This is a genomic window from Mucilaginibacter sp. 320_HR, assembly GCF_059691875.1.
The window spans coordinates 136,322-160,426 of the sequence record NZ_JCAWAI010000001.1 but is presented as its reverse complement, the minus strand read 5'-3'; the positions used below and the strand labels follow the sequence as shown (position 1 = coordinate 160,426).

The 24,105-nt window shown below is 46.4% G+C and carries 19 protein-coding genes; 7 read left to right on the top strand and 12 right to left on the bottom strand.

What is annotated here, in order from left to right:
* Positions 1–209: 209 nt before the first annotated feature.
* The 5 genes from AC59GT_RS00640 to AC59GT_RS00620 are packed head-to-tail and all read right to left on the bottom strand — an operon-like array spanning position 210 to position 6,275.
* Positions 210–2,858, bottom strand: coding sequence for a glycoside hydrolase family 2 TIM barrel-domain containing protein (locus AC59GT_RS00640; protein WP_497235843.1), 2,649 nt, complete (start codon positions 2,856–2,858; stop codon positions 210–212).
* 7 nt (positions 2,859–2,865) lie between these two features.
* Positions 2,866–4,053, bottom strand: coding sequence for a mannonate dehydratase (uxuA, locus tag AC59GT_RS00635; RefSeq protein ID WP_497235842.1), 1,188 nt, complete (start codon positions 4,051–4,053; stop codon positions 2,866–2,868).
* 11 nt (positions 4,054–4,064) lie between these two features.
* Positions 4,065–4,427 carry a cupin domain-containing protein gene (locus tag AC59GT_RS00630; RefSeq protein WP_497235841.1) on the bottom strand — a complete coding sequence of 121 codons (363 nt, stop codon included), beginning with the start codon at positions 4,425–4,427 and terminating at the stop codon, positions 4,065–4,067.
* Between the two features lies 1 nt (position 4,428).
* Positions 4,429–5,652 carry a glycoside hydrolase family 88 protein gene (locus tag AC59GT_RS00625; RefSeq protein WP_497235840.1) on the bottom strand — a complete coding sequence of 408 codons (1,224 nt, stop codon included), beginning with the start codon at positions 5,650–5,652 and terminating at the stop codon, positions 4,429–4,431.
* Complete coding sequence (locus tag AC59GT_RS00620; protein ID WP_497235839.1) at positions 5,652–6,275, bottom strand: NanQ anomerase/TabA/YiaL family protein; 624 nt, start codon at positions 6,273–6,275, stop codon at positions 5,652–5,654. Before AC59GT_RS00620 ends, AC59GT_RS00625 begins: the two co-directional genes overlap by 1 nt.
* 249 nt (positions 6,276–6,524) lie before the next feature.
* Here AC59GT_RS00620 and kduI point away from each other — a divergent pair, with 249 nt between their 5' ends.
* From kduI to AC59GT_RS00590, 6 genes are all read left to right on the top strand, one after another.
* Positions 6,525–7,355, top strand: coding sequence for a 5-dehydro-4-deoxy-D-glucuronate isomerase (gene kduI, locus AC59GT_RS00615; protein WP_497235838.1), 831 nt, complete (start codon positions 6,525–6,527; stop codon positions 7,353–7,355).
* Between the two features lie 93 nt (positions 7,356–7,448).
* Entirely contained in the window at positions 7,449–8,486 is a 1,038-nt protein-coding gene (locus AC59GT_RS00610) for a LacI family DNA-binding transcriptional regulator (RefSeq protein WP_497235837.1), read from the top strand.
* 143 nt (positions 8,487–8,629) lie between these two features.
* On the top strand, positions 8,630–9,409 hold the full coding sequence (locus tag AC59GT_RS00605; protein WP_497235836.1) for a DUF4350 domain-containing protein: 780 nt from the start codon (positions 8,630–8,632) through the stop codon (positions 9,407–9,409).
* A gap of 10 nt (positions 9,410–9,419) precedes the next feature.
* A complete protein-coding gene (locus AC59GT_RS00600; RefSeq protein ID WP_497235835.1) occupies positions 9,420–10,685 on the top strand; it encodes an alginate lyase family protein in 1,266 nt (421 codons plus the stop codon).
* Between the two features lie 11 nt (positions 10,686–10,696).
* Entirely contained in the window at positions 10,697–13,168 is a 2,472-nt protein-coding gene (locus AC59GT_RS00595; RefSeq protein WP_497235834.1) for a glycoside hydrolase family 2 TIM barrel-domain containing protein, read from the top strand.
* 2 nt (positions 13,169–13,170) lie between these two features.
* Entirely contained in the window at positions 13,171–14,331 is a 1,161-nt protein-coding gene (locus tag AC59GT_RS00590; RefSeq protein ID WP_497235833.1) for an alginate lyase family protein, read from the top strand.
* Here the strand turns inward: AC59GT_RS00590 and AC59GT_RS00585 are convergent, their stop codons facing one another.
* Positions 14,332–16,227 carry a 7TM diverse intracellular signaling domain-containing protein gene (locus tag AC59GT_RS00585; RefSeq protein ID WP_497235832.1) on the bottom strand — a complete coding sequence of 632 codons (1,896 nt, stop codon included), beginning with the start codon at positions 16,225–16,227 and terminating at the stop codon, positions 14,332–14,334.
* Between the two features lie 355 nt (positions 16,228–16,582).
* Between AC59GT_RS00585 and AC59GT_RS00580 the strand changes: the two genes are divergently transcribed.
* Entirely contained in the window at positions 16,583–17,593 is a 1,011-nt protein-coding gene (locus tag AC59GT_RS00580; protein ID WP_497235831.1) for an SDR family oxidoreductase, read from the top strand.
* Between the two features lie 54 nt (positions 17,594–17,647).
* Here the strand turns inward: AC59GT_RS00580 and AC59GT_RS00575 are convergent, their stop codons facing one another.
* The 6 genes from AC59GT_RS00575 to AC59GT_RS00550 all read right to left on the bottom strand — a co-directional run bounded on the left by AC59GT_RS00575 (position 17,648) and on the right by AC59GT_RS00550 (position 24,055).
* Positions 17,648–18,331 carry a GNAT family N-acetyltransferase gene (locus tag AC59GT_RS00575; RefSeq protein ID WP_497235830.1) on the bottom strand — a complete coding sequence of 228 codons (684 nt, stop codon included), beginning with the start codon at positions 18,329–18,331 and terminating at the stop codon, positions 17,648–17,650.
* A 66-nt stretch (positions 18,332–18,397) separates the two neighbouring features.
* Positions 18,398–18,646 (bottom strand): hypothetical protein, encoded by a 249-nt coding sequence (locus AC59GT_RS00570; protein WP_497235829.1) that lies wholly within the window; start codon positions 18,644–18,646, stop codon positions 18,398–18,400.
* A 69-nt stretch (positions 18,647–18,715) separates the two neighbouring features.
* Positions 18,716–19,492, bottom strand: coding sequence for an exodeoxyribonuclease III (gene xth / locus AC59GT_RS00565; protein WP_497235828.1), 777 nt, complete (start codon positions 19,490–19,492; stop codon positions 18,716–18,718).
* A 24-nt stretch (positions 19,493–19,516) separates the two neighbouring features.
* Positions 19,517–20,239: a GDSL-type esterase/lipase family protein gene (locus tag AC59GT_RS00560; RefSeq protein WP_497235827.1), complete on the bottom strand. Its 723-nt coding sequence runs from the start codon at positions 20,237–20,239 to the stop codon at positions 19,517–19,519.
* Between the two features lie 66 nt (positions 20,240–20,305).
* Positions 20,306–21,910, bottom strand: coding sequence for a Na+/H+ antiporter (locus AC59GT_RS00555; protein WP_497235826.1), 1,605 nt, complete (start codon positions 21,908–21,910; stop codon positions 20,306–20,308).
* A gap of 75 nt (positions 21,911–21,985) precedes the next feature.
* Positions 21,986–24,055, bottom strand: coding sequence for a PAS domain-containing sensor histidine kinase (locus AC59GT_RS00550; RefSeq protein ID WP_497235825.1), 2,070 nt, complete (start codon positions 24,053–24,055; stop codon positions 21,986–21,988).
* Positions 24,056–24,105 lie beyond the last annotated feature (50 nt).

The window sequence follows — 24,105 nt, the reverse complement described above, 5'->3', positions numbered from 1 at the left end:
CTTAAAGTGCGATGCAAAAATGCGAGATGGTTAAGGTTGAACTATACAAATGTATATTACGTTATTTAAGAGCAAGTTTATGCATGAGGGGTGATTACAAAGGGAGCATATAGCTTGTTTACAGCATAATAGCGCCTATCACTGACTGGCTAAAGTAAGACGATAGCCAAGGAAAAAACATAAAAAGCTGTTATAGAGGTGAGTTTAAGTTACCTGGCGGTGAGTTGTAAGGCGTTTAAAACCGGTTCGCCCTTTACAGGTACAAATACAATGTTAATACCTTTGCCGCCTGAAGCAATGACTGTAAATTTTTCTGCTCCTGCAGTCAGCGGACCATACTTACCGGCAATTGAAAAATTTTGGAGTACTGCCCTGCCATTCACTTCAACAGTAAATACCCTGTCCTCAAGGCGGCTTCCTTTATCCGCATTATCCAAATTGTAAGCTAAAGCTTCCGTTTTTTTGTTGGTAGTTAGTTCGGCAACGTGGAGTGTAAGCTGATAATTACCGTCAGGCACATCCATTTTAAATGACTTTATACCAACTTGTTGCGTTTGATAAATAGGGTCATCTGAAGTTTTATTTATGTTGCGATCGGTACCGTAACCTACCCGGCCATTTCCGGGAAGTTTGAACGGAGCCCCTCCTGTGTAGCCAAAGCCTCCTTTGGTATACATGGGCGCTGGTATCCACTCCGTTTCCGTTGACGAGTTGAAAAATCTTTTTGACCCCAGCAATGCATTGATATTTACAGCTTTTAACTTTTGCTGTTTCAGATTGGCTGGTAAAAGGTTAAACTTTACAGCTGCATCGTCGCGGATTGCTTTACTACCAAAAGGAGAAGTTGCAGCTAGCTGATTGGCGCCATTTACAAAAGGCACGTTCCAGCTTGTTATACCATTCTCAGCGGTTTTTGTACCAAGCGGTTTGCCGTTTAGCTTAAGCAAAACAGTTTTTTGATTGGTAAAAACCTTTACTAATTGTGTGGAGATCCTGGGATTTAAGCTATCCGCAAGCCCCACCCTGGTATTCCAGTTAGATATCTTTATAAAAGGTGTTTTAAGAAGATTCGCCTGATATAAAAAGTAAACATCTTTCGGCGTACGGTTTTGAGTAAGCAAGCCTTTTGAGTTGATATGCGGCGTAGTTTCCGCCCGTTCTTCAGAACTGAAATCTGCGAGGTTCCATATTATTCCAGCGCTAACAAAAGGGCGGGTCATTATAGCATCCAGATAAACCTTGTGAAAATCTATGGCGTAATCAATGCTTTTGTCAAAACGTTCTGGTGTTAACGACCGTATCCTTGAATCCGCATCGGCACCATACTCGGTGATCAGCATAGGTAATTTCGGATAATCACCGTGAAATTTGTCAAGGAATTTTCCAAAATCTTCTGTTTTTCCGCCATACCATCCCTGGTATAAGTTCCAACCTATTAGCATTGGGACATCAACAATGCCGGCTTGTTTATAGCGCTTGTAATCTCCGTGGCATGCTATCATGGTGTACCGCGCCGGGTCTTCTTTACGCGCCACGCTATCCAATTGTGCCGCCAGCAGTCGTACGTTCTTAAAATATTCTTGCTGACGGGGCTTGTCGTTACTAAACTTTGGCCGGAGCAAAACCTCGTTCATGTAAGCCCAGATCACGATGCTCGGATGATTAAAGTTTTGTTTAATCATCTCCATCAGCATGTTTTTGCTGTTTTGCGTAAATTCCGGCGTTTCGGTAATGGCATTTACTACCGGTATCTCTACTGATGCTAATATGCCCAGGCTGTCGCATGCATCAAGTACTTTTTTATCCTGCGGATAATGGGCTACGCGCAAAAAGTTACCGCCCATTTTCTTAATCATAGCCACATCGCGCACGTGGTATTTAGCCGTAAGCGCGTTACCAAGGCCTTCATAGTCCTGGTGGCGGCTTACTCCCATCAATTTGTATGGCTTACCGTTGAGGAAAAAACCTTTTTCGCCATCAAACTTATACCAGCGCAGGCCCAAAGGTTCGGTTACTTTGTCCAGCACCTTCCCGGTTTTTGCATCGGTTATAGTAGATACCACCTTATATAGGTAGGGGTGTTCGGGTGTCCATAAATGCGGGGCCGCAATTTCCGGCAGTTCCGTTTCAAAGGAATTCTCTGATCCATTTCCCTCAATTTCCACACTTTTTTGAGCTACCTTTTTGCCTGTTTTGTCGAGCACTACTGTGCTTAACAAAAATTTACTTGTTTGTATCGAGGTGACCTTACCGGTTACCTTTACCGCTGCCTTTTCTGCGGAAACATTTGGCGTGGTGATGAAAACACCATCTGCAGCAAAGTCTGTATTGAAATGCGTGGTGTTTGTTTTTACGAGATAGACATCGCGGTATAACCCGCCAAAAAAAGTGAAGTCGGCAGTAAGCGGCGGGATGTTCTGGTTGTAAGCATTATCTACAGCAATAGCCAGTTCGTTCTGCTGGCCATACTTCAAGTATTTGCTAAGGTTTACATTAAAGCGCGTGTACCCTCCGGCGTGGGCAGCTATTTTTTCGCCATTCAGGTAAATGTCTGCCGCTTGGTTTGCGCCATTGATGTACAGGTAAACCTGACCGCCTTTATCCGCTGCCGGAATAAGCACCTGTTTTGTATAAACTGCCGGGCCGCGATAGTAACCGGGCTCGTCATCCATTACGTCTTTCGCGTTCCACGTGTGTGGCAAAGAAACCATTGAAGCTTTTTCAGACGGCGAACCATATGCTCCTTTAGCGAACTGCCAGCCTTTATCCAAATTAATTATAGTACGTTGCGCCTGAGCTGAGTTCAGCTGAGCAACAAATGCTATTAACAAAGAGAAAATGGCAACCAGTTTCTTCATACCGAAATTAGAAGTTAAATGCTTTTTTAATACCGAGTTCCAACCCGCGCAGTTCGGCAAGGCCGCGTAAACGACCTATAGCAGAGTAGCCAGGGTTCGTTTTTTTATGCAGATCATCCAGCATCTTATGACCATGATCCGGGCGGAAAGGCATTCGGGTGTCTTTTCTGCCACTCGCAGTGCGCTTTTGCTGTTCTTCCAGCAAAGCTTTCATTACTTCGTACATATCCACATCCCCAGCCAGATGGTCTGCCTCGTGGAAGTTACCCAACTCATCGCGTTTAGTGCTGCGCAGGTGTATAAAGTGGATACGGTCGCCGAGGCGCTTTACCATTGCCGGCAGGTCGTTGCTAGCTATCACACCAAAAGATCCGGTGCAAAAAGTTAAACCGTTATGCCTACTATGAAAAGCATTGTATAAGTCCAGAATGTCTTGCTGGTTACTTACCACGCGCGGTAAACCAAGTATATCATAAGGCGGATCGTCCGGATGGATGCACATCAGCACTCCGGCCTGTTCTGCGGCGGGGACCACCTGCTGTAAAAAGTAAGCCAGGTTGGCCTTTAAGGCTGCTGCATCTATGCCCTTGTAAGTGGCCAGCACATCGGCAAATTCCTGTATGGTGTAACCTTCTTCGGCACCGGGTAAACCTGCTATAATGTTTTTCACTAGCAGCTCAGCCTCTGCTGCTGAAAGTGCATCAAAATACTCGCCGGCTTTATCTCTGATGATCTCCGGATAGCTTTCTTCCGCTCCGGCGCGCTTCAGCAGATGAATATCAAATGCCGCGAATGCAACCATATCAAACCTTAACGCGGTTGAGCCATCAGGCATAGGATAATCCAGATCGGTACGTGTCCAGTCCAGCACGGGCATAAAATTGTAACAAACAATATCAATCCCGCATTGGCCCAGGTTAAGCAACGAGGCTTTATAGTTGTCAATGTAATGCTCGTAATTGCCTTTGCGCTTTTTTATATCCTCGTGTACAGGTACGCTTTCCACAACCGACCAGTACAGGTCCGCTTCTTCAATAATTTGTTTACGCTTTTGTATTTCTTCAACCGGCCATACTTCGCCGTTAGGTATGTGGTGCAATGCAGTAACAATGCCGGTAGCGCCAGCTTGTTTAATGTCTTCCAACGATACCGGATCATTAGGGCCGTACCAACGCCATGTTTGTTCTAAACTCATTTGGGTTTTACTTATAGCGTGTAATTATTGGCATTTGTATTTAAAAAATCCCACCTAACGGGGCTAAATGCATCTACCAGCATACCATCTTCCAAACACAGGCAACCATGTACCGTATATGGTGGGGCGTAGTAACTGTCGCCTTTGCGGATGATCTTCACCGTATCTCCCATGGTCATCTCGAACGCGCCGCTTTCCACATAAGTAACCTGGGCATGCGGATGGATGTGTAATTCGCCACGGCCACCTTCGTCAAACTTAACTTTCACCATCATCAGCTTATCGTCGTAACCTAGTACTTTGCGCATAACGCCCGGTGCCACGTTATGCCAGTCCGTGTCTTCCTCAAATTGAAATAGCGTGCTCTGTATCATATCAGTTCTTTAAAGTACCGGCTGCATTAATCACCGGCTTCTTTTCAATTAAACGCTTTTGTCTTAATAATGCTTCCAGGTAGTAGTAATCAGCATAAATTATTGGCACATCTATCTCGCTCTTGGCGGGTAAATGGCCGGTACTGTGCAGCAGCAGGAACCCTCTGGCACTGTCTGGCTGCGCCTGGTAAGCGGTGTGCAGGCTCTTTATTATCTTGTCAGCAGTAGCTTTATACTTTTTACCGTTTTTGCTGTAGGTGCTTAATTCATAAAGTGCCGATGCGGCAACCGCCGCTGCTGATGCATCCCTTGGCTGAGTTTTAATATCAGTAGCATCGTAGTCCCAGTAAGGTACCAGATCAGCAGGCATGTTAGGGTTGCTAAAGATAAACCTGGCTATTTGCTCTGCCTGCTGCAGGTAAGCCTTATTATGGGTTTCGCGGTAGCACATGGTAAAACCATAAAGCCCCCATGCTTGTCCCCTTGCCCACGATGAACTGTCTGCAAATCCCTGGTGCGTTTGTTTGTGTAAAACCGCTCCGGTTTCAGGGTCATAGTCTACTACATGATAAGAGCTGTAGTTCTCCCTGAAGTGGTTCTTCATGGTAGTATTGGCATGTGTTACAGCTACGTTGTAAAAGCGTTTATCGCCGCTGAGTTTGGCTGCCTCGAACAACAATTCCAGGTTCATCATATTATCTATGATCACCGGGAACTTCCATTCCTTACGGTTGTCCCACGACTTAAGAGAGCCCACTTTAGGATTAAACCTTGTCACAAGCGTTTTCGCCGCTTCTAATACAACATCTTTGTAGTGGGCATCATGTGTAAGCCTGTAAGCATTCCCCTCGCTGTTATAAAGCTTAAAGCCCATATCGTGCGTTCCCGCATTAGCCTTCTCCGCCTCCATTAACGTGGTAAACGGAATAGCCTTTTGTTTCCAGCTTTCGGCACCAGTGTACTCGTACAAAAACCACAAATTGCCCGGAAAAAAACCGCTGCACCAATCGCGGGTAGGCACCAGTACTAGTTCTCCGTTTTTGCCCAGTGTACGTGGCGATACCAGGTTGGGCTTATCGGGATTCTTTGCTTTCTCAGTTTCTTTCAGCATTACATCTGCCTGATGCTGCGCGAAAACAAAAGCGGTCTTATAGTCCTGTTGTGCAAAGGTCTTGGAACCTGCTGCAAATAGCAATAACGCTATGGTGATTTTTTTTATCATCATCAGTTTGCAACCTTAATTTTGATCACCAGCTTCTTCACTCTGTCAAAGCCATCCACCTTTATGTTAGGCCGGTGTGCATCCTGAGGGAAAAACAGGAAGAACGTACCGGGCTCTGCTGTATAGTACTTACCCTCTGCCGTGTAGTTTGCCACATCTTTAGCTGTATCATAAGCGTTGGCGACTGTTGCTTTAGCAACCTGCTCAACTCCAATCTTCTCTTTACCAGTTATCACATATTGGAGGTCGATATAGTTTTTATGCGATTCCCAGTTTGCTTTGTCCAGCTCTTTTGACGGCGCTTCTGTTATACTGGCATAGGCGTTATCTCCGTCGATAGGGTATTTGCCTGGCGCCAGGTTAGCAAGATCATGCTCTTTTATGAACTGAAAAGCTTTATCCCAGGTAGTTTGAGCGGCATGATACTGGCGGTAAAACTCCGCGGCGTAAACAGAAGCATGCGGCTTAAGCGTTGTCCCGTTGGCCCAGCTTCTTCCTTTAAGCCACTTGTTGGCCTGTCCCCGCGTTACTACAGTTTTTGATGTATCCTGCGCTTTAACAGACAGCATAGCCGAAAGCAACAAAACACAAACAATTAATAACTTAGTGGTGTACTTAGTTATCATAATTTATAGGTTTTTACAATTGGTTTAACGGTATTTTGATGTGCTCTTACACCGTATTTAACTCCAATTATACGATGTAATGCAATAGAAAGCCCCGAAACCGACCTATATTTCTACTACAACGTTTTAGTAAACCTGCAACAGCGCGGCTACAACGTTTTCGTAGAAATAACATCCGGGTTTCTTTTTATTAAAACCTCATTGCGTTAGAATTGCCTGCTATTATTTTGCGACTTAAATACCATTGCTTTGAAAGTATTACACAGTGTACACCCCGAAGATTTTAAAACTTACCAAACCGACAAAATCAGGGATCGTTTCCTGATAGAAGACCTGGTACAAGACAATCAGCTAAACTGTGTTTACACGCACTATGACCGCATGATAATAGGTGGAGCAAAACCCGTGAACGAGACCCTGCAACTACCTAACTATCCAAACCTGCGGGCAGCCTACTTTTTGGAGCGACGCGAGATAGGCATCATTAATGTTGGTGGAGATGGTACGGTAACAGCCGACGGACAAGGCTATGAAATGAAGAAGCTGGACTGCCTGTATATAGGCAAAGGCGCAAAAGAAGTCAGCTTTAGCAGTGCTGATGCAAGCAAGCCGGCAGTTTACTACATCTTATCATGCCCTGCACATCAAACATACCCTACAGAGTTAATGACGCTTGAAAAAGCGGCAAAGGTAAAGGCAGGCAGCGCGGAGACCGCTAACGACCGTACTATAAACAAATACATACATGCCGATGGCATCCAAAGCTGCCAGCTGGTGATGGGCCTTACTATTTTACACAACGGAAGTGTTTGGAACACCATGCCGGCACACGTACATGACAGGCGTATGGAAGCTTACTTTTACTTTGATGTTCCGGAAGGGCAGCGGGTATTTCACTACATGGGCGAAGGGCACGAATCCAGGCATATACTGGTGAACAATTATGGCGCGGTGGCATCACCTCCATGGAGCATACACTCCGGATCTGGCACGGCGAGCTACAGTTTTATATGGGGTATGGCGGGTGAGAATACCGACTATACCGACATGGATGCTGTGAAGATAGAGGACATCCGCTGATCACTTTGGTTTATGATAGCCCGACATTGCTAAATTTTTATTACATTGGTAACTGCAAATAAAGACTCGGAGGAGCAGGGACAGTTACCAAATATGAATTTTAATGCGATTACAATAAGGGACATTGCCAGGGCTTTACAGCTTTCAGTATCAACGGTATCCAAAGCCTTAAGGGATAGTTACGAAATAAGCGAAAAGACCAAAAAACTGGTTGTTGAATATGCCGAAAAGAACAACTACCGGCCTAATCCAATAGCGCAAAGTCTTAAAAAAGGGAACAGTAAATCCATTGGAATTGTTGTTTCTACTATCGAAAATCAATTTTTTTCACAGGTGATCAACGGTATCGAGTCGGTTGCTTACCAGGCAGGGTTCAACGTCATCTTCACTCAAACGCACGAGTCGTATGAGATGGAAGTTAAGAACGTAGATCAGCTGGCTCACCATTCCCTTGACGGTTTGCTCATATCGCTTTCTACAGAAACAAAGGATATTGAGCATCTCAAACTTTTGCACAAACGAGGGTTGCCTATCGTCTTTTTTGACAGGATAAGCAACGAGATAGACACGCATAAAGTTATTGCTGATAACTTTAAAGGCGGGTATGATGCAACAAAACACCTGATAGATTCCGGGTATAGTAAAATAGCGCATATAACCAGTCCGCCCAACATCTCTATTACCAAAGAGCGGCTTGCAGGATATAACCAGGCGCTTAAAGATGCGGGCCTTACTGTACCACCGGAGTATATTAAACATTGCTCGCACGGTGGCCGCGACATCGGTGAGATAGAGAACTCCTTAAACGAGCTCCTGGCGCTTAAAGAACGCCCGGATGCCATTTTCACCACGTCTGACAGGATTACTACTACCACACTGCTTTTGCTAAATAAACTGGGCATAAAAATACCAGAGCAAATAGCGCTTGTAGGTTACACCAACACTACCCTTGCAGACGCTCTGAACCCGCCGCTGACATCCGTGTATCAGCCAGCCTTTGAGATGGGCCAGAAAGCTGCGGAAATGCTTTTAAACCTGATACTAAGCAAACGGCCGGTTACCGAGTTTGAAACCGTTACCCTGCCAACACAATTATTCGTAAGAAAATCAACCGCTCCACGGGAGGTGTAAGCGTCCCTTTTACTGCCACATACCGAAAACGATTTCGTAAATAAATAAAGCGTTAACCTGCAATTAACGCCTCTGCGCCAATACTTTTGGGTGTGCATCTACTATTTCCAGTTATAAACTTGCACGCACATAACTTTACTATCGTGATTAAAAAATTGCTGTTAAGCACTGTGATAAGCTTAGGTTTCGCCTGTAACATCCGGGCGCAAACGGTGGCTTTAGATTACTATTTTAACCGTGAGGTTAAGAAAACTTCCAACGGTGCAATGCAGCGTTTCCACTACACCTGGGAAGACCAAAGCAATTCGGGTTTCTCCTTGTGGGGTAAGGAGTTTAGTAAACTTGGCGCAAAGCTCGATTCGATACCTGTTGCACCAACAGCAGAAAACCTGAAGAACGTAAGCATATACATTATTGTTGACCCCGACACCAGGAAAGAAAGCGCTAGTCCTAATTACATTACCCCTGCCCATGCAGATGTTATTGCTGCATGGGTAAAAAAAGGAGGCGTGCTTTTGTTAATGGCTAATGACAGCGCTAATACCGAGCTGCAGCACTTCAACATCCTGGCTGCAAAATTTGGCATGCACTTTAATAACGATATGCAAAACCATGTTATAGACGATGCACATTTTAACGATGGCGCCATCGGCATTAAAAACAATAAGGTATTTAAAACAGCAACTAAGGTTTTCCTCAAAGACGTGTGCAGCATTGGCTTATCCGGCAATGCAAAGCCATTATTAACCGCAAACACCGGCGCCGCCATTGCAGCAATTAGCAGGCATGGTAAAGGATATGTTATTGCGGTGGGTGATCCATGGCTCTATAACGAATATGTGAACGGGCGATTGCCTGCAGGCTACGAGAATGATAAGGCAATGGCAGACCTGGCCCGATATGTAATATCACTGACAAAATAGAACCTCTTGAATGAGTTCAGTAAAAATACTTCAAATGCGTGCGGTGGGTTTTAGATTGGTTAACTACAGCCCATCCCGCAGTGTGGGGAGATTGATTAATGCGTTGATTTTAATTTTGGTTTCCGGTTGCATCGGCCGTGCGCAAAGCATGGCCGGTACCAACCGGGTTCACCTGTTCAGCATGGCCGATCTGGAAAACGCCGATCAACTTTATCAATCCCATGATCATCATGCCGTATTACAGGTAAACAGCCTGCTGAAACAAGCCGACTCGCTGTTAACGCAAGGGCCGTGGTCGGTAACTTTTGATAAGAAAAAGACAGCCCCAGGCAACAATCCGCATGATTACCTTAGCCAGGCACCTTACTGGTGGCCTGATTCCAGCAAAGCCGATGGAAAGCCTTACATACGCAAAGACGGCCGGCGCAACCCCGAAATTTACGAATTGCACGATGCCGCGCAGATGGAGAAAATGGCATCTGCAGTTAAAAAGCTGGCATTGGCTTATCACTTCAGCAAAAAAGCGGCATATGCAAATAAAGCGGGCCAATTGTTAAAGACCTGGTTTATTAATTCCGCAACAGCCATGAACCCTAATCTTAATTACGCGCAATATGTGCCGGGGGTAAATGAAGGCAGGGGCATCGGCATTATAGAAACAAACCGCCTGCTGCCAATTCCAGACGCGGTAACGCTCCTGCAGAACGGATTGGACGCTAATTTAATCAGTGGCTTGAAGGATTGGTTTAAAGCGTACACGCATTGGCTGCTTACCAGCAACAATGGCAAAACCGAGCAAAAAGAACTAAACAATCACGGCACCTGGTATGATGTACAGGTAGTGGTGTATGCACTGTTCTCCGGTGACGAGGCGATAGCCAGAAAAGAAATCACCGACTATACAGTACCCCGGATAGCTAAACAATTTACCGCAGATGGCCGCCAACCACTTGAACTGGCCCGCACCCGCGCGTGGGACTACTCCAACATGAACTTAATGGCATGGTACCGGCTCGCCTTTATTGCCCAGCAACTGAATATTGATCTTTATAATAAAACTGCCGAGGGCAGCAAGGGCATTAAAACAGCATTGGAGTTTTTACTGCCTTATGCCGCAGGCGAACAAGCATGGCCCTACCAGGAAATAGGCGGCTACGAATACGGGAACATAAGGCGAATGGTACATACCGCACGCGTTGTTTACCCCGACCTGAAGCTTAAAGCCTTCGACAGAAAATTTCTGGAAGGCAACGACCTGCTGATGTTTCTTTTTTGACATTCCTGATTATGAAAACCCACCTACGTCTTACCTTCTTACTTGTATTATGCACAACAATATCTACCGGGTGGGCTCAGCAAAAAACCCGACTTAAAAAAAACTGGGAGTTTGTTAAAGGCGACCTTGGCGGCGTGTGGGAAGCCGTTCGCCCGCAAACGGCCGGCGGACCAGAAACGTTGCCGCTTTGGGAAACGGTGACCCTTCCGCATTGCTTTAACATGCGGGATGCTGTTGATCCGGATGTTAATTACTACCAGGGGCCGGGTTGGTACCGCACTCAGCTTAGCATAAATAACCCATACCCGGGCGGAAGAACAGTTTTACACTTTGAGGGTGCGGGACAGAAGTCGGATGTTTACCTCTACACTAAAAAGGTGGGCAGCCATCTGGGCGGGTATGATGAATGGACGGTAGACATTACAGATGCGGTCGCAGAGTTTAAGAATGACCCGGCTTTTCAAAAACGTTTCAAAGGAAAAATACCGCTGGAGATACGATGTGATAACTCACGCGACCTGGAAACCATCCCTTCCCAACTCTCCGATTTTAATGTTTATGGTGGCATTTACCGTCACCTTAACCTGCTTTACCTGCCTACAGTAAGCGTTGGTGAGCTGCAAGCTAAAACAAGTGTGTTGGCAGATATAAAATCAGGCTATATCAATCCTGTATTCTCCTTTTATCATCCTGGTGCTAGGGGGAATATCTCCGGAGAAATACTGGTGAAAAATACACTAGGGAAGATAGTTGCCAAACAGCCTATCGACATCAATTTAGTAAAAACTGATTCAGCAACTTACGAGTTAAGCAAGCTTACCGTTAAGAACCCGCATTTATGGACCGTAACAGACCCTTACCTATACACGGTTGAGATAACGGCAAAATATAGGGGACAAACATTTACTCACGCCGAAAAGGTAGGTTTCAGGAGCTTCCTTTTTGCAGATAAAGGGCCATTTTACCTCAATGGTAAACGTTTGCTGTTACGTGGCACCCACCGCCATGAAGACCATGCAGGCGTAGCCGCAGCCATGACAGATAGTATGATGCTTGCCGAAATGCAGCTGATAAAAGACATGGGCGCAAACTTTATAAGGCTGGGGCACTACCAGCAATCCCGCAGAATATTACAGCTTTGCGATAGCCTGGGCATTTTGGTGTGGGAAGAAATACCCTGGTGCCGGGGCGGCATGGGTGGCGACAAGTACAAGGCCCAGGCACGTGCCATGCTCAGCAATATGATTGCGCAGCACTATAACCATCCATCAATCATTCTTTGGGGGCTTGGTAATGAAAACGACTGGGAAGGAGATTTCCAGGAGTTTGACAAGCAAAAGATTCGCACGTTCATGAGCGAGCTGAACAACATTGCACATAAGCTTGACCCATCCCGCAAAACGACTATCCGCCGCTGCGATTTCTGTAAAGACATACCGGACGTATACTCGCCATCGATATGGGCAGGCTGGTACAGGGGCGTTTATACCGAATACAAGAAAACATCTGAGGAGGAATTTAACAAAGTACCACACTTCTTCCACGCAGAGTGGGGCGGCGATAGCCACGCGGGCAGGCATTCGGAAAACCCGGACAAAGCACTTGCTACAATTAAAGCGGGCAGCGGTAATGACGAACGTACAGGAGATGCATCTTTAATAGGCGGTGCTGCCAGGGTTTCTAAAGATGGAGACTGGAGTGAAAGCTACATCTGCAATCTCTTCGACTGGCATCTTAAAGAACAGGAAACTATGCCTTGGCTAACAGGCTCAGCATTTTGGGTATTCAAAGATTTCTCCACACCCATACGGCCGGACAACCCTGTGCCTTACATGAACCAAAAAGGTGTTGTAGACCGCGGTCTTGCTAAAAAAGAATCTTACTATGTTTTTCAGTCGTACTGGGCCACAAAGCCGATGGTGCATATTTATGGCCATAGCTGGCCGGTTAGGTGGGGAGATGCCAATGAGCTTAAAATGGTGAAGGTTTACTCCAATGCCGATCGGGCTGAACTATTTGTAAACGGGAACAGTTATGGCATAAAACAACGCAATTCGCAGGATTTCCCCGCAGCGGGGCTTCGCTGGATGGTGCCTTATCAAGAGGGTGATAATCAATTGAGGGTTGTAGCTTATAAGGGGAAGATAATCATTTCTGACACTATTTCTCAACGTTATCAAACGGCCAAATGGAGTAAACCGGCAAAACTTGTACTCAGCAAAGTAAACGTAGTTGGAGATGTTGCAACTATACAGGTCACCCTGTACGACGCCAACGGTGCACAGTGCCTGGATGCAACAAATTGGGTGAGTTTCTCCCTTGCAGGTGACGGTAAGTTGATGGATGACCTGGGCACACCAACAGGTTCACGCAAAGTACAGGTATATAACGGACGCGCAATAATCTCCGTAAAGTTAAACAAAGGGAAGTCTGCAATATCAGTGAGCAGCGCCGGGATACCAACACAAACTTTAAGTTTATAACTATGAAGAGCAAGCTCTTGCTGATCATTCCAATGATAGTAGCACTTTGCGGCTTTAGTCAGTCCGACAATATAGAGGATCGGATCACGGCTACCCTTCGTCCATACATCCTTAAGGAAGCGGCCTGGGCAATGCAACAACAGCCGGTTACCATAACGGCACAAGCCAGCGGCAGGAGTACCGGTGGAGTACATGACTTTTATTCGGAAGGTGATTATTGGTGGCCAAATCCTGCTGATCCAAACGGCGCTTACATACAAAAAGATGGTGTAACTAACCCCGATAACTTTGCTGCGCACAGACTGGCCATGATCCGCTTCAGCAGGGTAATTGGCGCACTTGCATCGGCTTATAAAATCACTCATGATAAAAAGTACGTTCTGCAGGCTGTTAAACATCTGCAAGCCTGGTTTATAGATTCCGCAACGCTGATGAACCCGAACCTGCAATATGCGCAAGCCATAAAAGGCGTTGCAACCGGCAGGGGAATAGGCATAATAGACACCATCCACCTGATGGAAGTGGTACAAGGAATGATAGCTATGCAACCATCAGGTTTAATTGATAATCGTACAACATCGGCCATAAAAAGCTGGTTCGAAAATTATCTTTACTGGCTGGTTAACAGCAAATACGGGAAAGACGAGATGAATGCCCGCAACAATCATGGCACTTGCTGGGTAATGCAGGTTGCCTGCTTTGCACGTTTCACCGGCAATGAAGCATTAACAACGTTCTGCAGAGAGCGCTTTAAAAATGATCTTTTGCCCAACCAAATGGCTGCAAATGGCAGCTTTCCGCTGGAACTTAGGCGTACAAAACCTTATGGCTATTCAATTTTCAACCTCGATGCAATGGCCACCATTTGCCAAATTCTAAGCACCGAACAGGATAATCTTTGGCAGTACTCTACAGCCGATGGCAAATCCATAAAGAAGGGCATAGAGTTCTTGTACCCGTACCTAAAAGACAAAAGCAGTTGGTCATTTAGTAAAGATGTTATGTACTGGGACAATTGGCCGGTTGCACAACCCTCACTTGTTTTCGGCGCGCAGGCTTACCGCAATGTTGCCTGGCTAAACACCTGGATGAAACTGGACCACGATCCTGAGGTGACGGAAATTATTCGCAATTTACCGGTACGACACCCTTTAATCTGGTGATCATACCACCAGCGTGCTCCAGCCCTGTTGATCGCCCTTTAACTTTGACCGCTTTTTCACCTGCATTACTTTCTTTATGCGCATAGCATACGCCCAGCAGGTACTTTGCCTTATTTGCAACTTCTCCGACAGCTGGTGTGATGATATACTACCATTAGTAATGTACATGAGGTAGGTGATGTAAAATGCTTTATTTATAGGAATTCGGTTGTTCTCGAAAATGGTATTGTGAATAGCTGACTCTTCGTAACTGCACTTGGTACAGCGTCGGCTGTGCGGCAGCCGGCCACCGCAATACGTGGTGTTCTCGCAGCGTATGCAGGTATAGCCATCCTTCCACTTAAGTGAGGATAAAAAACCAAAACAAGTTTCCTGGTCAGGGTACTTAGCGCTAAATTCATCAAAACTTAACTCGGCAGAAAGCGCCCGGGATTCAGTAACGCGTTCAATGCTGGTTTTAAGTTCAACATTGTCTTTCTCCAGCAGTACATTCATTCTTGATATCTCCTCAGCCTGCAATTCCAACTGCCTGTTTACAGTCAATAGTTGCCCGTTTTGGCGCTCAATTACCTCTTTCTGCAATTGCAATTTTTCAGATTTTTCCACCACCTCCTTCGTCCGGATTACTACCTGTGTTTCAAGTTCCCTGTTAATAGAATCCTTTAGCTCGGCGTTTAGTTTCATTTGGAGCATTGCTTCGTTATCAGCTGCTTCTTTCTCCTTTTTGAATAACCGTACCTGGTCGCCAATGGCAAACGATAAAAGCACCATTTCCATCACAAAACAGCCGCTTAAGCTGTAATAACTTACCGCAGCCGGTAAAAAGGTGAGCAGTTTTAGGGCGGTAAGTGCTTTAATTATGAAGCCTACAAATAATATGGAATAGGCTAAAACAAAAAACCGCGCCGGCTGAAACCCTTTTTTATAAATGTAAATACCTGCCGCAAAACATACGGATAGTGGTATTACTTCCACAAACTTGTAAACAAACAGCCCTTTAGCAAACATAAGGCAGTACAGGAAATACACCGACCTGAGCACAATTACCCAGTTAATGAGCTTATTAAACAAGGGAGCACGGTGTTTTACCTGCAGAAGTTCTTTGCTGAATACCAGTGCGAAAAAGCTGATCAGGTACAGCGCTATCCCGTATCCATAATGGTTTATTACCGGCATATCCGGCCACAGGTACTGGAAAGCAATGCCATCAGCACTCATTTCATAGAGGCCAACACTTATAACGTAGAATACGTAAAACAAGTAATGCTTCCTGCGTACAGCTATGAACATCAGCAAGTTGTGAAAGCAAAAGATGAGAATCATGCCATAAAACAGACCATAACCGAGGTATTCATTAAGCGCGTACCGCACAAAATAGCCAACCGTACGATACACCATTATAATGTTCACCAGGTTATGAGACCTTACCCTGAAATAGTATACATGTTCCCCCTTTGTGGTATTTTTAAGTAAAAACTCGAAGTTTTTATGGTAGAAAAGACGATTGCTAAAGCCAACATCTGCGCCTGACTTCACCTCTATGTATGTGCCATTACCTTCTGGTAAATAAGCAGTTACCTCATCTGTAGTCTGATCAAAAAACTCTATTAAACGGGTATTACTTTCCAGTGTCTCACTAAATATGACGCGTATACGCATCCAATAGGTGGACGCATTAACATTATTGCTGGGATATAATGATTGGTTATTCTTGAATACCAATCCTTTACTTGTCACGTCAGCAAAGGTGAGCTTGCCGGTTTTGTCTTCCAGCACAGACACTTCGTTGAAGGTAAATTTGTGCTGATCTAGCTGATTATTAACATTAAGCACCTTTTGAGCCTTTGCACAAACAGCCGCCACACACATCAACAGGCATAGTATAATTCTTTTCAAATTATATAAAGGTTTAATATACAATAACTTCTATATGCAAGCTCATACCGGCTAACGCAAGTGGCTGACAGTACACTCAAACTTTTCTTATAGAAACAGGTGGTTTATAATATCAAATATAATGAAATCAGATCTAAACACCCGACCATCAAAGGCAATTTTCATGAGCAAAAACCTTCAAAAACCACACTTTTTTCAGTAGGGATTTAAACATTGACTATCAATACATTGAGCACTCCGCAGTTGTTCGCAGAAATCAGATCTAGACACTTTACATCATTCCCAATTTTTCTAAAGAAATAAAAACTTATCTACATACGGCGGGTTATTTAATCAATAATTAAAAACATCGACCATGATTGAACAGGATAAATTAACCCGCCGCCAGGTGATTGGCGGCATAGGTGCCGCGGTTGCAACGGCAGCCGTAACGCCGGTTTTTGGAGCCGGTGGACCATCAGCCTCCGAAAGTGGCAACACAGCAGCACCGCTGGAAGACCCAACTCAAAAATACCCTAAGCCACCCTTCCAAGAGCAGTCGCAGCCATGGCCGGGGCTAGCAAGCCAGATGAACCCACGGCCAGACCATGGTGAGAAAAGCTACAAAGGCACCGGCAGGCTTAAAGGCCGCAAAGCACTCATAACCGGTGGCGACTCTGGTATGGGCCGTGCTGCTGCCATTGCTTATGCACGCGAAGGTGCTGATGTAGCTATTAACTACCACCCTTCTGAAGAGCCGGATGCAAAAGAAGTAATTGCTTTAATTAAAGCGGAAGGCCGCAAGGCGGTAGCTATACCCGGCGACCTGCGCGACGAGGCATTTTGCAAGAAGCTTGTGGACACTGCTGTTAGAGAACTGGGCGGTTTAGACATTTTGGTGAGCAATGCAGCCCGCCAGCAAACCAAACCGTCTATACTGGATATCAGCACCGAGGATTTTGATGCTACTATGAAGACCAACATATACGCGCCTTTCTGGATCATTAAAGCAGCTTTGCCGCATTTGCCTCCCGGATCCGCCATTATTGGTACAACATCAGAGCAGGCTTACGACCCGTCGGCAGACCTGTATGATTATGCCCAGACCAAGGCAGCTACCATGAACTTTGTTAAATCGCTGGCAAAGCAGTTTGCCCCAAAAGGCATAAGGGTGAACGGTGTAGCACCGGGACCAATCTGGACACCATTACAGGTGAGCGGTGGCGCGACTATGGAAAAGCTAAAACAGTTTGGCGGTCAAACTCCTTTCAAGAGACCGGGCCAGCCGGCAGAACTTGCCTCAATTTATGTGCAGCTTGCCGCTGCAGATGCGAGCTACGCTACCGGGCAGGTTTACGGTTCATCAGGCGGCGCAGGCCAACCGTAAAAACCACGTACATAAAGATACAAAAAAGCCACGACATTTATCGTGGCTTTTTTACTACACGCGCTTACGCATGAAGTAGAAAGTAACCGGGATACGGGTAACAAAACCCATGTCCTCGTATACTTTTATAGCACGTGCATTATCGCTGCGCACGTGCAGGTAGGGTGTACCGCCTTCGGCTTTTATGCGGATGATGTGATGCAGCAACAATTGCCGCGCGTATCCTTTTCCCAGGTGATCCGGATGTGTACAAACGGCGCTTACTTCCATGTAATTCCCTGCGTGCATACGCTGGCCTGTCATTGCCACCAGCTTTTCTCCGCTGAATACACCTTTGTAGTGACCAAATTCTATCGTCCGTTGCGCAAACGGACCAGGATTGGTAAGTTTTGTAAGGGCAAGCATCTGCGGGATGTGCTCTGCTGTAAGATCGCTAACAGCCACCAGGTTTTTTGGCTCTGGTGTGCCGCCGGTATGGACCATTTGGTAGCCTGGAATGGTTGCTATTGCTTTCCAGAAATCCGGGATATCCGTGCTCCCGGCAGTCATAAACAATACCGACCTTTCTGCAGGGATCAGGTTGTAAAGTTCACGAAAGTTCTCTTCGGTATTTTCCCCCAAAGCCACAAAGGGCGAAACGTCCTCGTCGAAAAATCTAACGTAGTCGTTCCCGCTACCTAAATGCCGGTTGTTTGATGTAAGCGCATTCCATGTGGGGTTATCCAATACGTGTGCCATGCAGCAAATGTACAAGATTACCGGTGTGCCGCTAAACCAACCTAACTTTCCTGCCTTATGGCAAGTTTACTTTCGGGTGGTGTCTGCTGCGTTACCTGTGCCTTTTGTCGCCGCGGTAGCAGACGTATCAGTAGAATGCATACCCAAAGTATCTGCAGTGGTGCCGGTGGCTCCGCTACCTGTAGCGTCTCCGCCGCCTGATGGGTCCACACTCATCGAACTGGTGTCTGCACCGCTGTTCTTTTCGCTTTTACCGCCGCATGCTGTTACAGCCATGCTTAAACACAATCCGCCTATCACAAAATACCTTTTCATAATGCTGTTATTTAAAGTATTAACCGTTGTTTGTGGCGGTTGTTTCAGCAGATTCAAACTAGCACTCTGCTACTTATCTTCCACCTCTATCCAAACGGGGCAATGGTCGCTTGTTTTTTCCCAGCCCCGTACATGGCGGTCTACCTGCGCGGCTTTTAGCCTTGGAGCTATTGCGGGGCTTAGCAAAAAGTGATCTATGCGTAAACCGGCGTTACGGCCGTAAGCATTGCGGAAATAATCAAAGAAGGTATAGATCACCTCATCCGGGTACAGCTTGCGTATAGCATCCGTCCAGCCCTGGTCCGTAAGCGCTTTAAATGCCGCGCGGGTTTCCGGGCGAAACAAGGCGTCCTCACCCCAGCGTTCCGGCTTGTACACATCAAGCTCTGTTGGCATTACATTATAATCTCCGGTTAGGATAACCGGCAATTCAAGCTTCAGCAGTTCGGCAGCGTGTCTTATCAATCGGTCGAACCATTGCAGCTTATAGTCAAACTTCGGTCCCGGCGCAGGGTTGCCATTAGGCAGGTACAAGCCACCTATAATAATGTCGTTTACGTTAGCTTCAATATACCGGCTGTGCAGGTCTTCAGGATCACCGGGCAGCACCCTGCTACGTTCCTCTATATCCAGGCCCTTAGCCAGTATCGCTACGCCGTTCCAGCTTTTTTGCCCATGCCAAATAGCATTGTACCCGGCATCACGTATCTCCTGCTCCGGAAACTTCTCCTGCGGAGCTTTCAGTTCCTGTAAACAAACGATATCCGGGGCGCTCTCATTAAGCCAGCGCAGCAGCACGGGTAAACGGCCATTAACCCCGTTTACATTATAAGTGGCTATTTTCATGGTATTGGTGCTATAATGTCGGTTTTACTTTAATGCCTTGGCAATAGCCTCCTCGGTCACTTTCGCCATTATCTGGTAACCGGCTACATTGGGGTGCACGCCATCAAGTGTCAGTTCGGCCTTTTGCCCGTTGCGGCTGTCCACCAAAGGTGTAAAATAGTCAAGCAAGATCAAATCATTAGCAGCCGCATAAGCTTTAATTGCTTTGTTCAAGGCGATGATCTTCTCTGCAGGCTGCAGGCCTTTGCGCCATGGGTAATCAAACACCGGCAGGTAAGCGCACAGGATAACTTTTATGTGATGCAGTTTGGCTAATTCTACCATGCTGGCCACATCGTCCATTATTCTTTCGGTAGTGACATGCCCCTGCGAACCGGCAATGTCGTTACTGCCCGCCAATATGATTACAGCCTTTGGTTTAAGGTTGATAACATCCTGCCTGAAACGCAGCAGCAACTGCGGCGCTATTTGCCCGCTTATTCCGCGGTCAATATAATCGGGGTTGTTAAAGTACGATGGGACCAATGCTTTCCAGCGCTCGAATATAGAGCTGCCCAGGAACACCACACGCTTAGTGGTTGGCGCAGGCAGCGTTTTGTTTTCTGCCGCGTAGTGGCGTAGGTCTGCCCAGTCGTCACTAAAGTCTTCTTTAGCGGCAGGAGCTTTTGCAGCGGTATCCGGTTTGGCCTGCTGCGCGTAAACACCGGCAGACAGTAGCAGCGCGGGTAATATCAGTTTCAATTTCATATGCAGGATGGCGGCTTACCCGCCAAAATTAGTATTCTCTTTTAACCGATTAATGATCTAACGGTTTTAATCGCCTTCTCCCTGCAGGCCTTCTTCCTCAAGGTCCAGCCGGTTCTCTATCCTGGTTATAACATCATCATCGTACCCATCTGCGGTCCTGAACGCGTGGAGCGCGCTGCGCTCACTTTCTATTACGTCTACCATTACGGCTTTAAATCGCTTAAACATTTTGTTGGCTTCGGCCAGCTTCTTGTCATCACCCGTTGCGCCTTCGTACAGTTCTTTCTTATAGCGTATAATATCCAGCCTGCAGCTCAGCAGATCGTTTGCACCTACATCGTCCTTGTACTTGCCGCCAAGCACCTTTTCTGACTCTGCCAGCATCTTTTGCTCTATTTTAACCACCTGGTGTTCTTCGGTCATTTCATCCGGCAGGTTCTCCGGTTTTACTATCTTTATTATAGCAGGCAAGGTGAATCCCTGCCCAACAAGCGTAACAATAATGACCACGAAGGTGATAAATAATATAAGCTGACGGCGCGGGAAAGCGTGGCCATTGATCATGAGCGGGATAGCAAGGGCAGATGCTAACGATACCACACCGCGCATGCCTATCCAGCTTAGCGTAAGTGGGTTTCGCCATCCTGGTTTTCTTTGCGCCACGGTAATGTATTTACCAATAAAACTGGTGAACCAGCCTGCAAATAGTGCCGATATCAACCTGGAGACGATAACAACTCCGGTGATGATAAGCGAAATCTTGAGCGCGTCAAAAAACGACATCGAACCTATACCACCGATGATGGCCGGTAATTGCAGGCCTATTAAAAAGAATATAACCGCGTTTAGAATGAATACAATTGAGGGCCATACGGCATTGGCTTTGAGCCTGCTGCTGTGGGTAAGCACGTAATGGTTTTTATAGGAAACGAACAAGCCTCCGCTCACCACTGCCAAAACGCCCGAGGAGTGCACCGTTTCTGCAGCGAGATAAATAATATACGGTAGCACCAGCGCGAAGGCGATATCCAGGTTGCTGTTGGTGGGTAGCCAGCGGTAAATGGCATAAAATACAAAACCCAGCAGCAGCCCTATAGCAATACCCGATATTACCACCACCACAAAACCACCCGCGGCATTGTACCACACAAAATTACTGCTGATGATAGCTGCCAGCGCAAACCTGAACACGGTTAAGCTAGTGGCATCATTAAGCAGGCTCTCGCCTTCTAATATGGATACCATGCCTTTAGGTAATTTCACAAACTGCAGTACCGCTGTAGCAGCAGCGGCATCAGGCGGCGAGATGATAGCGCCCAGCAAAAACCCTTGTGCCAGTGTAAAGCCGGGGATAATGAGCCAGCTTACCCAAGCCACCGTACCTGCGGTAAATAGCACAAACCCCAAAGCCATAGCGATGATAATACGGCGCCATTTCCAAAGCGCTTTCCAGGAGGTATTCTGGGCGGCATCGTACAATATGGGCGGCAATATGCCAAGAAATACCATATCAGGATCAATCTTAATTACCGGGATACCAGGTATAAAGCTGATAGCCAAACCCGCTATCACCAAAAATATAGGATAAGCTATGCGCAGCTTTTTTGCCAGTACGATAAGGAAACATACACTGAGGATAAGCCCCAGGCAAAGCAATAAGATTTCGTGCATACGATCGGCCGTGAATTTCTAGGTAACGGAAAGGCAAGATAAATGTTTACACGCGCTAATGCAATGTGTTGGCAGTTAAGCTGCAGGTAATAAAATCCAAAAAGTGCTGCCATGCCCCAGCTGGCTGTCTACCCCAATTTGGCCGCCATGTCTTTTGATGATTTCCGAACTGATGTATAAACCCAATCCAAGCCCGGAAAATTGGGAGCCGGTGTACTCCGCGCGGTAATATTTGCTGAACAGGTGCGGTATTTTGTCTGGTGCTATGCCGGGCCCGTTATCCTTAACAGCAATTTTTATCTGGTCGCCATGCTTTTCGGCAATAAGATATATCTCTTTTGAGTCAGGTGCATACTTAACGGCGTTGTTAATGAAATTGCTAAGCACCTGGTCTATCCGGTGTTCATCGCCATATACCTCCAGATCTTTATCCCCCTGAAAAATCAGCTCGTACTTACCACTGGTGCGGATATACATGCAGCAGTTATCCATCAACTCGGCTATTCTGAAACGTTTTTTGTTGATGGTTAGCTGGCTTTCGTTTAGCCGGCCGGCATCCAGCAGGTCATCAATCAGTTCAACAATCTTCTCAACACTGCGGTTAGCCTGGTCTATAAGCTTCGGAAAAATATTAGGAACAGGGTTATCCTTCATCCTATTGAGCAACTGCAGCGAGGCACGCAGGCTGGTTACCGGCGTTTTAAGCTCGTGGCTGGCAATGCTTATAAAATCATCCTTTTGCGCCTGCAGCATTTTCAGGTCCTGAATATCGGTAGCGGTCCCCATCCACTTTATTACTTCACCATGCTCATTTTTCAGGGGCAGCATGCGCACCAGGTGCCAGCGATAAACGCCATCTACCCGCTTTTCCCTTATCTCAAACTCGCCACCTGTATTCCCGCTTAGTATCTTACCATACATGTCCAGGTTGTATTGCAGGTCATCCGGGTGAATAACCTCTCGCCATCCCCATGCTTTAGTTTGTTCAAAATCGAGGCCGGTGTAATTGTACCATTGCTGATTGTAAAAATCAACTTCTCCGTCGGGCTTGTTGGTCCACGCGATCTGCGGCATCACATCCAGTTGCATTTGAAACTGCTCGGCACTGCGCTGTATTGCCCGTTTGGTTAATACGGTATCCGTTACTTCTATAACAAAAACCAGTATGCCGTTCACATTATCGCGCAGATCTCGCTGTGGCTGGTATATGAAATTAAAATACCGTTCCTCAACAGGGCCATCATCGGTGCGGGCCATTGGTATCAGCAGTTCGTTGCCCTCAAAGGTTGTCCCGGTATGATAAACCCCTTGCAAAATGTCCCATATGGGCTGGTCCTTTATTTCGGGCACGGCCTCTAGTACCGGTTTACCCAGTAGCTCCCTGCCCGGGAAAAGTTGCTGGTAAAACGTGTTCACCAGCTCAAAAACCAGGTCTGGTCCTGTCATGATGCAGATACCCGCCGGTGCCTGTAAAAAGAAGCGCTTTAAACGGTCTCGCTGGTTAAGCGCTTCCAACTGGGCCGCTATCAGCTCTGCTGTGCGTGCCACTACTTTTCCTTCCAGGCTCGCGTTAATAACCCTAAGTTCTTCCCTGGATAGTTGTAACTGTTCATTGGCGGCATTCAAGTCTTCGTTCATTGATGCCAGTTCCTCGTTACTTGCCGCCAGCTCCTCGTTTGAGATTGCGAGCTTATCACCTAATGTTGCTACGGACGATGAACTTTCGGCTAGATTGATATTGTCTGTAGATGACTGCGAACCGGCTACTTCGTCAATGTCGGTACAAGAGCCTATATACCCTGCAAACGCACCATCAGCAGTGTACCTTGGCGAGCCTTTGTCCAGCATCCAACGGTATTGGCCATCATGCCTGCGTAACCGGTATTTAATCTTGAATTCCTTACGGGTATCAAACGACGCTGTATAACTTTCCAGCCATTGCGGTAGATCGTTGGGGTGTATGCCTGCAGTCCATCCGCTGCCATATTCCTGTTGCATTGTACGGCCGGTAAACGTAAGCCAACCTTTGTTAAAAAAGTAGCAAAGCTTATCTGTTCCGGCCAACCACATCAGCATAGGCGCGGCGTCAGCCATCAGCCTGAACTGCTCTTCAACAGAAATTAGATTATTTTCGCTTGCAGACATTTATAACGGTTGTACCAGGGGAATCCCTCTTTGCAAATAAAAGGAAAACA

What these genes read in the sequence shown, in the direction of transcription:
- AC59GT_RS00640 (WP_497235843.1), bottom strand. Translation starts at nt 2,858, where the DNA reads ATGAAGAAACTGGTTGCCATTTTCTCTTTGTTAATAGCATTTGTTGCT.
- uxuA (WP_497235842.1), bottom strand. Translation starts at nt 4,053, where the DNA reads ATGAGTTTAGAACAAACATGGCGTTGGTACGGCCCTAATGATCCGGTA.
- AC59GT_RS00630 (WP_497235841.1), bottom strand. Translation starts at nt 4,427, where the DNA reads ATGATACAGAGCACGCTATTTCAATTTGAGGAAGACACGGACTGGCAT.
- AC59GT_RS00625 (WP_497235840.1), bottom strand. Translation starts at nt 5,652, where the DNA reads ATGATGATAAAAAAAATCACCATAGCGTTATTGCTATTTGCAGCAGGT.
- AC59GT_RS00620 (WP_497235839.1), bottom strand. Translation starts at nt 6,275, where the DNA reads ATGATAACTAAGTACACCACTAAGTTATTAATTGTTTGTGTTTTGTTG.
- AC59GT_RS00610 (WP_497235837.1), top strand. Translation starts at nt 7,449, where the DNA reads ATGAATTTTAATGCGATTACAATAAGGGACATTGCCAGGGCTTTACAG.
- AC59GT_RS00600 (WP_497235835.1), top strand. Translation starts at nt 9,420, where the DNA reads ATGAGTTCAGTAAAAATACTTCAAATGCGTGCGGTGGGTTTTAGATTG.
- AC59GT_RS00595 (WP_497235834.1), top strand. Translation starts at nt 10,697, where the DNA reads ATGAAAACCCACCTACGTCTTACCTTCTTACTTGTATTATGCACAACA.
- AC59GT_RS00590 (WP_497235833.1), top strand. Translation starts at nt 13,171, where the DNA reads ATGAAGAGCAAGCTCTTGCTGATCATTCCAATGATAGTAGCACTTTGC.
- AC59GT_RS00580 (WP_497235831.1), top strand. Translation starts at nt 16,583, where the DNA reads ATGATTGAACAGGATAAATTAACCCGCCGCCAGGTGATTGGCGGCATA.
- AC59GT_RS00575 (WP_497235830.1), bottom strand. Translation starts at nt 18,331, where the DNA reads ATGGCACACGTATTGGATAACCCCACATGGAATGCGCTTACATCAAAC.
- AC59GT_RS00570 (WP_497235829.1), bottom strand. Translation starts at nt 18,646, where the DNA reads ATGAAAAGGTATTTTGTGATAGGCGGATTGTGTTTAAGCATGGCTGTA.
- xth (WP_497235828.1), bottom strand. Translation starts at nt 19,492, where the DNA reads ATGAAAATAGCCACTTATAATGTAAACGGGGTTAATGGCCGTTTACCC.
- AC59GT_RS00560 (WP_497235827.1), bottom strand. Translation starts at nt 20,239, where the DNA reads ATGAAATTGAAACTGATATTACCCGCGCTGCTACTGTCTGCCGGTGTT.
- AC59GT_RS00555 (WP_497235826.1), bottom strand. Translation starts at nt 21,910, where the DNA reads ATGCACGAAATCTTATTGCTTTGCCTGGGGCTTATCCTCAGTGTATGT.
- AC59GT_RS00550 (WP_497235825.1), bottom strand. Translation starts at nt 24,055, where the DNA reads ATGTCTGCAAGCGAAAATAATCTAATTTCTGTTGAAGAGCAGTTCAGG.